Origin of the sequence: Micromonospora sp. NPDC005291, assembly GCF_040607415.1 — a bacterium.
Classification (GTDB): Bacteria; Actinomycetota; Actinomycetes; order Mycobacteriales; family Micromonosporaceae; genus Micromonospora.
The window spans coordinates 275,528-289,429 of record NZ_JBEXGR010000006.1; the positions used below are offsets into that span (position 1 = coordinate 275,528).

The window sequence follows — 13,902 nt, forward strand, 5'->3', positions numbered from 1 at the left end:
GTGTCGACCGTCGACGCGCCCGACGACGCCGGGGTGGGCGGCGAGGAGGCGCTGGCCGGGTTGCGCCGGCAGGCGCAGCACCTGATCGCCGAGTTGGCCGGGCCGGTGCGCCGGATCCGGCTGCGCAGTGGGCCGGCGGTGCTCGAGGTCGAGTGGCACCCCGACGACGCGACGCGACCGGACGCACCACCACCGCCGGCCGAGGTGGCGCCGCCGGCACCCGGTCCACCGACGGCGCCCATCCGGCCGCAGGTGCCCGGGCGGGTCGCGGTGCGGGCACCGATCGTCGGCACCTTCTACCGGGCGCCGGAGCCCGGCGCGGGACCGTTCGTCGCGGTGGGCGACCTGGTCCGCCCCGGCCAGCCGGTCGCCATCGTCGAGGCCATGAAGCTGATGAACGAGGTGACCGCCGACCGCGCTGGTCGGGTGGTCGCGATTCTCGTCGAAGACGGCCAGCCGGTCGAGTACGACCAGCCGCTGGTCGAGCTGGACCCGGCGTGACGGCGCGGGGTGGTTGACCATGTTCGAGACCGTGTTGATCGCCAACCGGGGCGAGATCGCGCTGCGGGTGCTGCGTGCCTGCAAGGAGCTCGGCGTACGGACGGCGGTGGTCTACTCCGCCGCGGACGCCGACTCGGCGGCGGTCCGCCTCGCCGACCAGGCCGTCCGGATCGGGCCCGCGTCGAGTCGGCGCAGCTACCTCAACGCCGCCGCCATCGTGGAGGCGGCCCGACAGGTCGGCGCGCAGGCCGTGCACCCCGGCTACGGCTTCCTCTCCGAGGACGCCGACTTTGCCGAGATCTGCGCGGACAACGGTCTGACGTTCATCGGCCCGCCGCCGGCGGTGATGGCCGCGCTGGCCGACAAGTCCTCGGCGCGGGGCCTCATGAGCCGCGCCGGCCTGCCGCTGGCGCCAGGCAGCGTCGCGCCGGTGCCGACCGCCGCCGCGGCGGCCGAGGTGGCCGAGGCCGTCGGCTACCCGGTGATCGTGAAGGCCGCCGCCGGGGGCGGTGGCCGGGGGATGACCGTGGTGCACACCCCGGGCGAGCTGCGTCGGGCGTACGGCCGCACCCGGGCCGCCGCGCAGGCCGCCTTCGGCGACGACCGGGTGTACGTCGAGCGCTACCTCACCGAGGCCCGGCATGTCGAGGTGCAGGTGCTCTGCGACTCCCACGGAAACGGGGTGCACCTCGGCACCCGGGACTGCTCGGTGCAGCGCCGGCATCAGAAGCTGGTCGAGGAGGCGCCCGCCCCGGCGCTGCCCGCCGCCACCCTCGACGCCATCGCGGACATCGCGCTGCGGGGCGCGTTGGAGGTCGGCTTCGTCGGCGCCGGCACGCTGGAGTTCCTGGTCGACGCCGAGGAACGGTTCCACTTCCTGGAAATCAACTGCCGGATCCAGGTGGAGCACCCGGTCACCGAGATGGTCACCGGAATCGACCTGGTGCACGAGCAACTGCACATCGCCGCCGGGGTGCCGCTGCGCTGGCGGCAGGAGGAGGTCCGGCTGCACGGTGTCGCCGTGGAGTGCCGGGTCAACACCGAGGACCCCGAGCGCGGGTTCGCGCCCGCCCCCGGCCGGTTGGAGCGCTTCACCCCACCCGGCGGCCCGTTCACCCGGGTCGACACCCACGCCAGCGCCGGCTACCTGGTCGGCCCCTGGTACGACTCCCTGCTGGCCAAGGTGATCGTCTGGGCGCCCGACCGGGAGCTGGCCCTCAACCGGCTGGAGCGCGCCCTGGACGAGTTCGACATCGCCGGACCCGGCGTACACACCACCATCCCGTTCGTCCGGCGGGTTCTCGACGACGCCGCATTCCGCAAGGGCCGCTACACCACCGGCCTGGTCGACCGTCTGCTCGCGGCGCCCGCGAAGCGACCGACGGCCACCCCCGCACCGCGCCCCGCGCCCGCCGCGGAGCCCGACGTAACCCACAGGAGGACCCGATGACCGTCACCCATGGTCGCCCGATGACCGCCGAGATCACCGACATCCTGGTGGCGCACTGCGGGCTGGACGCCGACGCCGCGGCCCGGGCGCCCGCCGCGTCGCTGGAGGAGCTGGGCATGGATTCGCTCGCCCTGCTGGAGCTCTCGGCGGTCGTCGCCGACCGGTGGCAGGTGAGCATCCCCGAGCAGGCCGGGCAACTGAGCATCCCGGCGGTGGCCGACCTGGTCACCCGCCGCGCCGACCCGCCCGGACACACCGAGAACGGCGTCCTCATCGACGCGCCGCTGGCGCTGGTCTGGGAGGTCACCAACGACGTGGCGAACTGGACCGAGCTGTTCACCGAGTACGCCGTGGTGGACATTCTGCACCGCGACGGGCACACCGTGCGGTTCCGGCTCACCATGTACCCCGACGAGAACGGGACGGCCTGGAGTTGGGTCAGCGAACGCACCGTCGACCCGGTGAGCCGGCAGGTCCGGGCGCACCGGGTGGAGACCGGGCCGTTCGAGTACATGCGGATCCACTGGCGCTACACCGAGGAGACCGGCGGAACCCGGATGACCTGGACGCAGGACTTCGCGATGAAGCCGACCGCGCCGGTCGACAACGCCGCGATGACCGAGCGGATCAACACCAACAGCGTCATTCAACTGACCGTGATCAAGGACCGGGTGGAGCGGATCGCCCGGCAGCGCGCCGAGCAGGGCAGCCCGGCGGCCGGCAACGAGTCGACGGAGGCCGACGATGAGTGACCTGAGCACCCGGCCGATCGCCGCCCGGGACGTACCGGCCGACCGGCGACGCGGCGGTGAGCTGCGGGTGCTGCTGGGCCCCCGCACGGTCGGCAGCACCTCGGGCTTCCTCGGGGTGGCCGCGCTCGCGCCGGGGGAGCGGATCGCCGAGCACTACCACCCGTACAGCGAGGAGTTCCTGTACGTGGCGCGCGGCGCGATCACCGTCGACCTGGACGACCAGCCGATGCTCCTGGCCGCCGGCGAGGCCCTGTTTGTGCCGATCAACGTGCGGCACCGGCTGCGCAACACCGGCGTCGAACCGGCCGAGGTGGTCTTCCACCTGGGCCCGCTGGCCCCTCGCCCCGAGTTGGGGCACGTCGACACCGAGTTCGCCGAGCAGCGGGGCGGGTCGTGAGCGCGAGGAGTGAGCCGGGGTTGCGAGCCCCGCAGTCGCGATCCGAGGTGACACCATGAGCGGGCGCCGCACGGTGGTGACCGGCGTCGGGGTGGTCGCTCCGGGCGGCGCCAGCCGGGACCGCTTCTGGAAGACCATCACCGAGGGGCGGACCGCCACCCGGCGGATCAGCTTCTTCGACCCGTCGGCGTTCCGCTCCCAGATCGCCGCGGAGTGCGACTTCGACCCGATCGCCGCGGGGCTCACCGAGGCCGAACGACGCCGGGCCGACCGGTACGTGCAGTTCGCGCTGGCCTGCTCCGCCGAGGCCGTCGCCGATGCCGGGCTGGTGCTCACCGACGCCGAGCGGGACCGGGCCGGGGTGGTGCTCGGCACCGCCGTGGGCGGCACCATGGCCCTGGAACAGGAGTACGTCACCGTCAGCGAGCACGGCCGGCGCTGGCTGGTCGACGCTGCGCGCGGTGGCCCGTACCTCTATCAGGCGCTGGTGCCCAGCAGCCTGGCCGCCGACGTGGCCTGCCGGCACGGGCTGCACGGCCCGGCGCAGGTGGTCTCCACCGGCTGCACCTCCGGCATCGACGCCATCGGGTACGCCCATCAGATGATCGTGGACGGTGAGGCGGACGTGATGCTGGCCGGTGCGGCGGACTCGCCGATCTCGCCGGTCACCGTCGCGTCGTTCGACGCGATCAAGGCGACCAGCCCGGACAACGACGACCCCGCGCATGCCTCCCGCCCGTTCGACGCCGACCGGCACGGGTTCGTGCTGGCGGAGGGTGGGGCGGTGCTGGTGCTGGAGGAGGCCGGGCATGCCCGACGGCGGGGGGCGCACATCTACTGCGAGGTGGCCGGCTATGCCAGCCGCAGCAACGGCTACCACATGACCGGGCTGCGCCCGGACGGGCTGGAGATGAGCCTCGCTGTCACCGACGCGCTGAAGCAGGGACGGATCCTCCCCGAAAAGGTCTCCTACATCAGCGCGCACGGCTCGGGCACCCGCCAGAACGATCGGCACGAGACGGCCGCGTTCAAGCGGGCGCTGGGTCAGGCCGCGTACGGGGTGCCGATCAGCTCGATCAAGTCGATGGTCGGGCACTCGCTCGGTGCGATCGGGTCGATCGAGATGGCCGCGTGCGCCCTCGCGATCGAGTTCGGCGTGGTGCCGCCGACGGCCAACTGGAGCACCCGGGACCCGGAGTGCGACCTGGACTACGTACCGAACGAGGCGCGGGAGGTCCCGGTGGACGTCGCCCTCTCGGTGGGCAGCGGGTTCGGCGGTTTCCAGTCGGCGATGGTGTTCCGCCGGCTGCCCGGGGCGGTGGCGGCGTGAGCAGCCCTCCGGCCCGGGCGGTGGTGACCGGCATCGGTGTGGTCGCGCCCAGCGGCATCGGCGCGGACGCGCACTGGCGCACGGTGCTGGCCGGCACCCGCCGGACCGGGCCGATCACGTTGTTCGACCCGGCCGGCTACCCGACCCGCTACGGCGGGGAGGTGCCCGGCTTCGCCGCCGACTCCTACGCAGACAGCCGACAGTTGGTGCAGACCGACCGGTGGACGCACCTCGGCTTCGCCGCCACTCGGCTGGCGTTGACCGACGCCGGCCTGCCCGACCGGGCCCCCGACCCGTACGGCTACGCGGTGACCCTGGCCAGCTCGTCCGGGGGCAACCTGTTCGGCCAGCGGGAGCTGCAACGGCTCTGGGGCGGGTCGTCGCGCACGGTCGGGGCGTACCAGTCGATCGCCTGGTTCTACGCGGCCAGCGTCGGGCAGCTCTCGATCCACCACCAGTTCAAGGGCCCGAGCGGGGTGCTGGTCGCGGAGGCGGCCGGAGGGCTGGACAGCCTGGCGCATGCTGCCCGCGCGGTGCGCCGGGGCACCCCGGTCGTGATCGCCGGGGCCACCGAGTGCCCGCTGAGCCCGTACGCCCTGGCCTGCCAGCTGCGCTCCGGGCTGCTCAGCGACGTCGCCGACCCGGAGCGGGCGTACCGGCCGTTCGACGCCACCGCCAGCGGCTACCTGCCGGCGGAGGGGGGAGCGGTGTTCGTGGTGGAGGAGTTGGGGCACGCCCTGTCCCGGGGCGCCCGGGTCTACGGCGAGGTGAGTGGTTGGGGCTCCACCCACGACGCCGCGCACACCACGGCGGACAGTGCCGGCGATCCGGCACAGTACGCGCGGGCGATGCGGTTGGCCCTGGACCGGGCTGGCGTCGCGGCGGCCGGGATCGACGTGGTGCTGCCCGACGCGCTCGGTGTGCCCCGCTACGACCGTAGTGAGGCAGAGGCGCTGCGCGCCGTGTTCGCCGACCGGCCACCCCCGGTGACCACGCAGAAGCCGCTGACCGGGCGGGCGTACCAGGGTGGGTCGGCGTTGGACGTGGCCACCGCGCTGCTCGCCTTCGCGCACGACACGCTGCCCGCGTCGGCCGCCCCGGACGAGGTGGCCGACGGGTGCGAGCTGGACTTCCTGCGCGAGCACCGCCGGCCACGCAGCCGGCTCGCCCTGGTCTGCGCGCGGGGCTTCGACGGGTTCAACAGCGCGTTGGTCCTGCGTGGGGCCGCACCGATGAGAGGAGTGACGTCATGAGCGAAGAGCGGGCCCGGGTGGTCTTCCTGGTGCGGGTGCCGGCGCCGCGCACCGAGCAGTTCCTCGCCGCGTACGAGGAGGTGCGGCATCTGGTCGCCGGCGGGGTGCCGGGGCACCTTGTGGACCAGGTGTGCCGCTCGTCGACCGACCCGGAGCAGTGGTTGATCACCAGCGAGTGGGCGAGCCTGGCCGACTTCGAGGCCTGGGAACGCACCCCGGAACACCGGGACCTGGTGCGCCCGATGCGGGAGTGCTTCACCGACGCCCGCTCGCTGCGCTTCCACATCCACGCACAGACACCGGCCCTAACCTAACGGCCCGCGCGACCCCGGAAACCCGCACGACCCGCACTGCCCGCACGACCCGCACTGCCCGTCGATCATGGAGTTGTGGTGGGCGACAAAGTACCCGCTACAAGGACCAACCAGGCACCACAACTCCATGATCGAGAGCCCTCTCCAGCTCGGAGAGGTCCTGCTGTACTGCCGCGTGGATCGCGTCAGCGGCTCAACTCGACTGCGACTGGCCCACTTTGTCAGCGCCGCGCACCTCGGCGACGCTGCCCAGGCCGTGTACCGCCACGAGAAGGCCATTCGCGGCGACGACTGGCGTCGGCTACCCGCTGAGCATCGGGCCGCCCGCGCCTACCTGCTGACGGGCGACCTCACCGACGCCGGGCGTGCTCTGGCCGACGCCGACACCATCGCACCCGCCGAGGTCCGTTACCGGCCTGCCGCCCGCACCCTCATCGCCGAGATCGCCCACAGCGGCCGCGCAGCCGCCAGCGTGGCGTGACTCGCCACCCTCGTCGGGCTCACCCGGTGACCGCGACGCCATCGGCCGTCCGGCTGGGGCCGCGCGACGGTTGTACGAGGCGTTATGCCGCGGTGACGCTCTGCCGGCGCACTCGCCCGATCCTGCCCGCCGAACCGGCTGTCGGCAATCCGGCTGGCCGCCTCTTTTGATCCATCCATTTGCATCTAGCAATGGCTCGGTGGGCGTCGTATGGTTCCCCGCAGCACCCCGACAAGCGTACGTGATGGGCATATTTGCCCTCTTTGATGCTGGGCGGTGAACGGCAGTGACGGCAGAAGATCCTACGGCGACTGACCCCGGATGGGTGGACGAAGTCCTGTTCGCCGGCCGTTCGACCGACGTTTGTCTCCGTCTGCCCGAGCCCATCGACCGGGCCACCCTGCACCTACTGGTCACCGCCGCGCAGGACCGGCTCACCGCGGCGGGACTGCGCCCAGGAGGCGCCGCCGCGCTGCGGATGCCGCCCTCGTTGGCGTACGTGGTGAACCTGCTGGCCACCTGGCGCATCGGTGCGCAGGCGATTCTGCTCGACCACCGGCTGACCGACCACGAGGTGGACCGGGCGCTGGTCCGGCTCACCCCGCAGGTGGTGGTCGCGCCGCTGCGTACCGGCGGCGGCGCGTTGAAGGTCTTCGTCGACGTCACCGAGAACGTCACCCGGTACGCCGACCGCCCGGCGGTCAGCGGCCACGCCGTGATCCAGCTCAGCTCCGGCTCCACCGGCCCGTCCAAGGTGATCGGCCGCACCGCCGCCGACCTGGTCGCCGAGGTGCACCGCTACACCCGAATCGACGGTGTGGCGCTGCCCGGCGAGCGGATCATCCTGCTGCCCTCGATGGTGCACGTGCTCGGCCTGGTCGGCGGCCTGCTCTACGGTCTGCACGCCGGGGTCGAGCTGGTTGCGCCGGAGCGGCTCAGCGGGGATGCCGTGCTGGCCGCGATCACCGCCGGCGCGACGCCGGCCACCGTGCTGGGCGTGCCGTTCCACATCGGACTACTCGCCTCCACCCGGCCCGCCGGTCCGCTGCCGCAGCTCAAGCGGATGACCACCGGCGGCGAGCTGGTGCCGGCCGCGGTGGCCCGGGCGTTCACCGACCGGTACGGCGTGCCGCTGGGCAACATGTACGGGATGACCGAGGTCGGGGTGATCGGCACCGACCTGCAGGGGTCGCACCGACCGTCGATCGCCCCGGCCCCCGGAATCGAGGTCCGCGAGTCCGGCGGTGAGCTGTGGGTGTCCTGCCCGGCGTCGCCGTACGTCGGGCTGAGCGACCCGACCCGCTGGGCCGACGGCTGGCTGCACACCCGCGACGCAGGCACCGTTGATCCCGACACCGGCCTGGTCACCGTGCGCGGTCGACTCGACTCACAGGTCTCCGTGGGCGGCTTGAAGGTCGACCTGACCGAGGTGGAGGCCACCGTCGCCGAGCTGCCCGGGGTGGCCGCGGCGGTGGTGGTGTGGGACGGCGGCATCACCGCGTACGTCCAACCGGACGGTCCGCTGTCGGAGGAAGTGCTGGACAAGCTCCTCGCCGAGCGTTTGGCCGGCTACAAACGGCCCCGGGTGCTGCACCTGCTCGACCGGTTGCCCCGCACCACCACGGGCAAGCTGGTCCGCTCGACCGACACGCTGCGCTCGGCGGCCACGCCGTGACCGGCCCCCTGCATCACCTCGACCTCGACGTGGGTCGTGGCGTGCACCGCGACCGCCAGGACGAGATCTCCGCCCAACTCCGGATGGCCGACCCGCACGGCCTCGACGCCGGGCACCGGTCGCAGCGGCAGCCCCGGCGACGGCATCTCCCGGCGCAGCCCGCCGTCGCGCAGCCCCAGCCCGAGGGCCTTACCCACCGCCTCCTTCGCGGTCCACAGCCGCAGGAAGTCCACCGCCCGGCCCGCCTCGGGCCGACCGTCCAGCCAGGCCAACTCGGCCGGGGCGAACCAGCGGCGGGCCAGCGTGAGCGCGGGCAGCGGGCGGACCCGCTCCACGTCCACCCCCACCGGGCCGGCACGGCGGGCGGCGACCACCACGATCCCGGCGGTGCGGCTGATGCTGACCGGCAGCTCGACCGACCGGGCAGCCCGTTCGTCGATCCGGACGAGCGGCCTTCCGACGGTGTCGTGCGTCAACACCAGCTCGGTCTCCGCGCGGCCGAGCAGCACACTGCCCACCCACCGCAGCAGCCCAACGGCCGGATCCGGCTGACCGCCGGTATCCCGACCGACCCACACGTAGACGGTGTCCCGACCGGACACCGTCAGCTGGCCCACCCAGAGAGGGTAACCATGAGAGCCGAGGTCCGCGCCTTCGTCGTCGAGCAGCTCGCCGACATGAACTACGACGTCGAGGGGCTCGACGACGACACCACGCTCGGCCCCTCCGGCGTCGACCTGGAGTCACTCGCCCTGGCCGACCTGTCCGTCCGCGTCGAGGACCGGTACGGCCTGACGTTCGCCGACGACGAATCGGAGCAGTTGGCCCTGATGACGGTCGGCGAGTTCACCACCATGGTCGCCAACCGCGTCACCGAGGCGACGAGCGACAAAGCCTGATGAGCGGTCAGCCCGATCTGGGGCGAGCTGACCTGCTGACCATGCTCGCCGAACTCACCGCGAAACCGGCCGCCGAGGTGCCCGACCGGATCGGCTCGATGGAGCTCGCCTGGCTGGTACATCTCGTCGAGCAGCGCTACGAGCGGCGGCTCGACCTCACCGACGACGAACTGGCCGGCATTCGTACCGTCGATGACGCCCTGGCGGTGTTCCGGGCGTCGCTGACCGCCCCCGCAGATGGCTGAGTCGCGCGTCATCCAGCTCACCGGCGTACACGCCCTCAGCGCCCTGGGTCGGGGTGCCGAGGCGCAGCTCGCCGGCGTACTGGCCGGTGCGCCGGCGTTCGGCCCGGTACGCCGCTTCGACACCGCCGCCCGCCGGGTCAGCGTGGCGGCCACCCTGCCCGACGTCGGTACGCTCCTCGACGAGTTGGCCGCCGCGATCGACGCGGCCTGCCGCGCGGCCGGTCTGGACCGCGCGCAGCGGACGCGGTGCGCGTTGCTGCTCGCCGTACACGGCGCACCGGCGCCGGGTGCGGGCCCGGCGCCGGCTGCGCTCGCCGACCAGCTCGCCGTCCGATGTGGGCTTTCCGGACACACCCGGGTCTACACGAGCGCCTGCGTGTCGGCGAGCACGGCGGTGGCGGACGCGGCGGCCCTGATCACCCGGGGCGACGTCGACCGGGTGGTGGTCGCCGCCGGGTACCTGGTGGAGCCGGACCAGTTCGCGCTCTTCGACGCCGGTCGAGCCCTCGCGGTCGACGGGGCGGTACGCCCGTTCAGCACCGGCCGCCGGGGACTGCTGCTCGGCGACGGCGTGGCCGCGGTGGTCCTCGAAGCCAGCGTCGGGCGTCGACGCGGCGCCGAGCCGCTGGCCACCGTGGCCGGTTGGGGGCGGGCCGGGGACGCGTTCCACCCGTGCCAGCCGGATCCGACCGGCGCGGGGCTGGCCCGCGCGGTCGACGCCGCGCTGCGCCGGGCCGGGTTGCCACCGCACCTTGTCGGGTACGTCAACGCCAACGCCACCGGCACCGCGCAGAGCGACGTCGCCGAGGCGGCGGCGCTGCACAGGGCTCTCGGCGGTCACGCCGCAGAGGTCGCGGTCAGCTCCACGAAGTCGGTGCACGGGCATGCGTTGGAGGCGTCCGGGCTGCTCGAACTGGTGGTCACCGTGCTCGCGCTGCGACACGGCGAGTTGCCGGTCAACGCCGGCTGGCTGGGCCCCGACGAGGCGTGCCCCCTGAACGTCATCACGGACCACCCCCGTAGAACGAGCGCGACACACGCCCTGACCCTCAACGCCGCCTTCGGCGGCGCCAACACCGCCCTCCTGGTCGGCACCCCGTGACCGCTCCCCACTCCCCGCGATCTTGCACTCTCCGCCCCGACGAATCCGACCGAGCACGCGAAACGGCGACCGAAACTGCAAGATCGCCGGGGGTCTTGGCTCGGGCTTGGTGGCCTGAGGGTGGGGACGGGGGCGGCGTGGCGGGGGTGCCGGGGTTTGTGCACTCGGACTTCGCGCCCGTGGTGGTGGCTGTTGCGGAGCGGTGTCTACGGCGCGGGTACGGGTCGGCGGGGGTGCCCGCCGGGGTACGGACCGGGGTTGTGCTGGTCAGCGCCAGTGGTGATCGGGTCAGCGCGGAGCACGTACGGGCCACCGTGGAGTCCGGCGGGCGGATCGGCCCGCTGTTCTTCTTCCAGTCCGTGCCCAACAGCGTCGCCGGGCACATCGCGGCCCGCTGGGGCCTGCGCGGCCCGGTGGTCTGCCTGAGCCCGACCGGTGACCCGTACGCCGACGGCACCACCGAGGCGGACCTGCTGCTGTACGACGGCGATGCCGACGAGGTGTTGCTGATCCTGATCGAACAGGCGCCCGACACGTCCACCGAGGCGGTCGCGGTGCTGCTGGGGGGAGGAGCACGGCCATGAGGACCAGAGGACTGCGCGGCGCGTTGGCCGCCGACACCGAGGTGGGCGCGGGCAACGTCCTGGCCCGGGTGCTGGCGCACGGCGCCGACCCGGACGGACCCGGGTTGACCTTCGACACCGCCGTCGACGGGCACCCGGCCGAGGCGCCGCTCACGCTGGGGCGGCTCGACGAGCGGGTCGCCGCCCGCGCCGCCTGGCTGCACGAGCGCGGGGTACGCCCCCGTGACCCGGTCGCCGTGTGGGCCACCGCCGCCGCCGACATGGTGCTCAGCTTCCTGGCGCTGGCCCGGCTCGGGGCGATCCCGGCGCTGATGAACGGCAAGCTCCGCCCGGAGATCGCGGCCGAGTACATTCGCCGGCTGCGGGGCGTGGGCGTGCTCGCCGACGACGCGCACACCGCGCTGCTGGCCGGGCACGACCTGGGCGTACCGCTGCTCGGCACGCCCACGCGGGCCGGCACGGGTGACCCGGCCGCCGCCCCGGCGCACTACCGGCATCACCCGGACGACCCGATCGTGATCACCCACACCTCCGGGACCACCGGGGTGCCCAAGGCGGTGCTGCACTCGCACGCCAGCCTCTTCGCCGCCACCCGGCATCTGCTCACCATGCCGCAGGCGCAGGGCACCAGCCGGATCCTCAACGCGCTGCCGGCCCCGCACACCGCCACGGTGCTGATGGTCAACCAGGCGCTGGGCAACCGCGCGGAGATGCTCCTGTTGTCCGAGCAGGGCGGCGAGCGGGTGCTGGACGCGATCCAACGCTGGCGCCCCGACGGGGTGTTCGGCTTCTCGGTCACCTGGGCCGAGCTTGCCCGTTTCGACCTGTCCGGGTACGACCTGGACTCGGTGCGGCTGTGGTTCAACACCGGCGACTGCTCGCACGAGCCACACATCCGCCGGCTCGTCGCGGTCGGCTCACGGGACACGGTCACCCGCGACGGGGTGGTGCGGGTGCCCGGCTCGGTCTTCATCGACGGGCTGGGCTCCAGCGAGATGGGGCACTCGATGTTCCACATCACCCACCGCGCCGACACCGACCGGTACGGCCGCTGTGTCGGCCGGCCGTACCAGTTCGCCCGGGTCGCGGTGCTCGACGCCGAGGGCGAGCCGGTGCCGACCGGTGAGGTGGGTTTTCTGGGCATCGACTCGCCGTCGCTGTTCCGCGGCTACTGGAACGACTCGGTCACCACGTACCGGTTCCGCCAGCGCGGCTGGTACCTCACCGGCGACCTGGTCCGCGCCGACGCCGACGGCCGCTACTACCACCTGGACCGGGCGGTGGACTCGGTCGACGCCGACGACGGGCGTCGCTTCTACACCGCGTTGTCCGAGGAGCGGATCCTCGCCGCCTGCCCGGACGTCACCGACTGCACGGTGGTGATCGTCGCCGAGCCCGGCGGGGCGGTCACCGACGTGCTGCTGGAGTTGGCGGCCGGCGCCGACGAGGCCGAGGACCGCACCGAGCGGGTCCGCGCGGCACTCGGCCCGGACGTCGGCGCGACGCTGCGCCGGGTCGTGCCGGTGCGATCCGCCGACATCCCGGTCACCGTGACCGGCAAGGTCCGCAAGGTGGTCCTGCGCGAGCGTTACCTCACCGAGGCGGCCTCATGAGCGAGCGATCCGGAGTGGCGGCGTGAGCGCCCTGATCACCGGGATGGGTCTGTTCACCCCGGTCGGGCGAGGTGTCGAGGAGACCTTCGACGCACTGACCACCGGCCGTTCCGGGCTGACCCGCCCACCCGAGGGGCACCCGGCCCGGGAGTCGCTCGACGTCGCCGGCCTGCTGCCCGACATCGACCCGCGCACCGTCGCGTCCGGGCCCGAGACCCGCGTGCTGGACCGGATCGTGGTGCTCGCACTACTCGCCGCCGCCGACGCGCTGGCCGACGCTGGCATCGAGGTGGGCCGTGACGTCGAGCCCGACCGGATCGGAGTGATCGTCGGTGGTGTCGGCGGGATGGCCACCCTGGAGTCGCAGGTGCTGGCCCGGGCCGCCCGGGGCCGGGCAGCGGTCAGCCCGTACCTGCTGACCGGGATCCTGCCGAACATGCCGGCGGCGCGGATCGCCATGGCGCACGGCATCCGGGGCTACAGCTCATCGGTGGGTACCGCCTGCGCCTCCGGTGCCCAGGCGGTCGCCGACGCGGTCCGGCTGATCTCGACCGGGGAGGCCGACGTGGTGCTCTGCGGGGCCAGCGAGGCGCCGCTCTTCCCGACCTTCGCCGACACCTTCGGCAACGCGCGGGCGCTGGCGCGAGCCGGCACCGATCCGGCGCGGGCGAGCCGGCCGTTCGACACCTCCCGTACCGGGTTCGTGCTGGCCGAGGGCGCCGCGCTGCTGGTGTTGGAACGCGCCGAGCACGCCGCAGCGCGTGGTGCCGTCGGGTACGCCGAGGTGGCCGGCTTCGGGGCGACCACCGACGCGTACCACCCGACCGCGCCCCGCCCGGACGGAGCCGGCGCGGCGGCCTGCATCCGCCGCGCGCTGCGCAGCGCCGGTGTGCCCGCGGCGGCGGTCGGTTACGTCAACGCGCACGGCACCGGCACGAAGCTCGGTGACATCGCGGAGACCACCGCCCTCGCTGACGTCTTCGGCGTCGGCGGTGTGCCGGTCAGCTCCACCAAGGCGCTCACCGGCCACCTGCTCGGTGCCTCCGGGGTGCTGGAGGCGGCGGCCACCGCGTTGGCGCTCGGTCGGGGGCTGCTGCCGCCGACCTACCACCTCGACGACCCGGACCCGGCCTGCCCGGCGGACCACATCCGTGGCACGCCCCGTAAGGCCGACCCGGAGTACGGGGTGACCAACTCGTTCGGGTTCGGCGGTCAGAACGTGAGCCTGCTGCTCGCTCGCGTCGCCGAGCCGAGGAGGTGATCGACGCGGCATCCCGGGCGGGGCGCCCGGACGGCAACAGGGGGG

The 13,902-nt window shown here is 73.5% G+C and carries 16 protein-coding genes; 15 read left to right on the top strand and 1 reads right to left on the bottom strand.

Features of this window, described 5'->3' with window-relative positions; all coding sequences use genetic code 11:
* The 9 genes from accB (at position 1) to ABZT18_RS11795 (ending at position 8,153) form a co-directional block, all read left to right on the top strand.
* Positions 1-501 carry an acetyl-CoA carboxylase biotin carboxyl carrier protein gene (gene accB / locus ABZT18_RS11755; protein WP_354994386.1) on the top strand — a complete coding sequence of 167 codons (501 nt, stop codon included), beginning with the start codon at positions 1-3 and terminating at the stop codon, positions 499-501.
* Between the two features lie 19 nt (positions 502-520).
* Positions 521-1,951 (top strand): acetyl-CoA carboxylase biotin carboxylase subunit, encoded by a 1,431-nt coding sequence (locus ABZT18_RS11760; protein WP_354994146.1) that lies wholly within the window; start codon positions 521-523, stop codon positions 1,949-1,951.
* Positions 1,948-2,703 carry an SRPBCC family protein gene (locus ABZT18_RS11765; RefSeq protein WP_354994145.1) on the top strand — a complete coding sequence of 252 codons (756 nt, stop codon included), beginning with the start codon at positions 1,948-1,950 and terminating at the stop codon, positions 2,701-2,703. Before ABZT18_RS11760 ends, ABZT18_RS11765 begins: the two co-directional genes overlap by 4 nt.
* Entirely contained in the window at positions 2,696-3,100 is a 405-nt protein-coding gene (locus ABZT18_RS11770) for a cupin domain-containing protein (protein WP_354994144.1), read from the top strand. Before ABZT18_RS11765 ends, ABZT18_RS11770 begins: the two co-directional genes overlap by 8 nt.
* A gap of 55 nt (positions 3,101-3,155) precedes the next feature.
* On the top strand, positions 3,156-4,430 hold the full coding sequence (locus ABZT18_RS11775; RefSeq protein WP_354994143.1) for a beta-ketoacyl-[acyl-carrier-protein] synthase family protein: 1,275 nt from the start codon (positions 3,156-3,158) through the stop codon (positions 4,428-4,430).
* Entirely contained in the window at positions 4,427-5,683 is a 1,257-nt protein-coding gene (locus tag ABZT18_RS11780; RefSeq protein WP_354994142.1) for a beta-ketoacyl synthase N-terminal-like domain-containing protein, read from the top strand. Before ABZT18_RS11775 ends, ABZT18_RS11780 begins: the two co-directional genes overlap by 4 nt.
* Positions 5,680-5,997: an antibiotic biosynthesis monooxygenase family protein gene (locus ABZT18_RS11785; RefSeq protein WP_354994141.1), complete on the top strand. Its 318-nt coding sequence runs from the start codon at positions 5,680-5,682 to the stop codon at positions 5,995-5,997. The genes ABZT18_RS11780 and ABZT18_RS11785 overlap by 4 nt, the downstream gene beginning before the upstream one ends.
* A 127-nt stretch (positions 5,998-6,124) precedes the next feature.
* Positions 6,125-6,478: a hypothetical protein gene (locus tag ABZT18_RS11790; RefSeq protein ID WP_354994140.1), complete on the top strand. Its 354-nt coding sequence runs from the start codon at positions 6,125-6,127 to the stop codon at positions 6,476-6,478.
* A 325-nt stretch (positions 6,479-6,803) separates the two neighbouring features.
* Entirely contained in the window at positions 6,804-8,153 is a 1,350-nt protein-coding gene (locus ABZT18_RS11795; protein ID WP_354994139.1) for a class I adenylate-forming enzyme family protein, read from the top strand.
* Here ABZT18_RS11795 and ABZT18_RS11800 read toward each other — a convergent pair.
* Positions 8,048-8,755, bottom strand: coding sequence for a 4'-phosphopantetheinyl transferase superfamily protein (locus ABZT18_RS11800; protein ID WP_354994385.1), 708 nt, complete (start codon positions 8,753-8,755; stop codon positions 8,048-8,050). The two genes, ABZT18_RS11795 and ABZT18_RS11800, sit on opposite strands and share 106 nt — an antisense overlap.
* A gap of 30 nt (positions 8,756-8,785) precedes the next feature.
* Here ABZT18_RS11800 and ABZT18_RS11805 point away from each other — a divergent pair, with 30 nt between their 5' ends.
* From ABZT18_RS11805 to ABZT18_RS11830, 6 genes are all read left to right on the top strand, one after another.
* The gene (locus ABZT18_RS11805) at positions 8,786-9,052 is read left to right on the top strand and encodes an acyl carrier protein (protein ID WP_196922961.1); all 267 of its coding nucleotides are present in this window, start codon (positions 8,786-8,788) and stop codon (positions 9,050-9,052) included.
* Positions 9,052-9,297 (top strand): acyl carrier protein, encoded by a 246-nt coding sequence (locus ABZT18_RS11810; protein WP_354994138.1) that lies wholly within the window; start codon positions 9,052-9,054, stop codon positions 9,295-9,297. The genes ABZT18_RS11805 and ABZT18_RS11810 overlap by 1 nt, the downstream gene beginning before the upstream one ends.
* A complete protein-coding gene (locus ABZT18_RS11815; protein ID WP_354994137.1) occupies positions 9,290-10,399 on the top strand; it encodes a beta-ketoacyl synthase N-terminal-like domain-containing protein in 1,110 nt (369 codons plus the stop codon). Before ABZT18_RS11810 ends, ABZT18_RS11815 begins: the two co-directional genes overlap by 8 nt.
* A gap of 137 nt (positions 10,400-10,536) precedes the next feature.
* The gene (locus ABZT18_RS11820; protein WP_355251191.1) at positions 10,537-10,983 is read left to right on the top strand and encodes a beta-ketoacyl synthase chain length factor; all 447 of its coding nucleotides are present in this window, start codon (positions 10,537-10,539) and stop codon (positions 10,981-10,983) included.
* A complete protein-coding gene (locus ABZT18_RS11825; protein WP_354994135.1) occupies positions 10,980-12,596 on the top strand; it encodes a class I adenylate-forming enzyme family protein in 1,617 nt (538 codons plus the stop codon). The genes ABZT18_RS11820 and ABZT18_RS11825 overlap by 4 nt, the downstream gene beginning before the upstream one ends.
* Positions 12,597-12,618: 22 nt before the next feature.
* Positions 12,619-13,857, top strand: a complete 1,239-nt coding sequence (locus tag ABZT18_RS11830) for a beta-ketoacyl-[acyl-carrier-protein] synthase family protein (RefSeq protein WP_354994134.1) — start codon at positions 12,619-12,621, stop codon at positions 13,855-13,857.
* Positions 13,858-13,902: the final 45 nt, after the last annotated feature.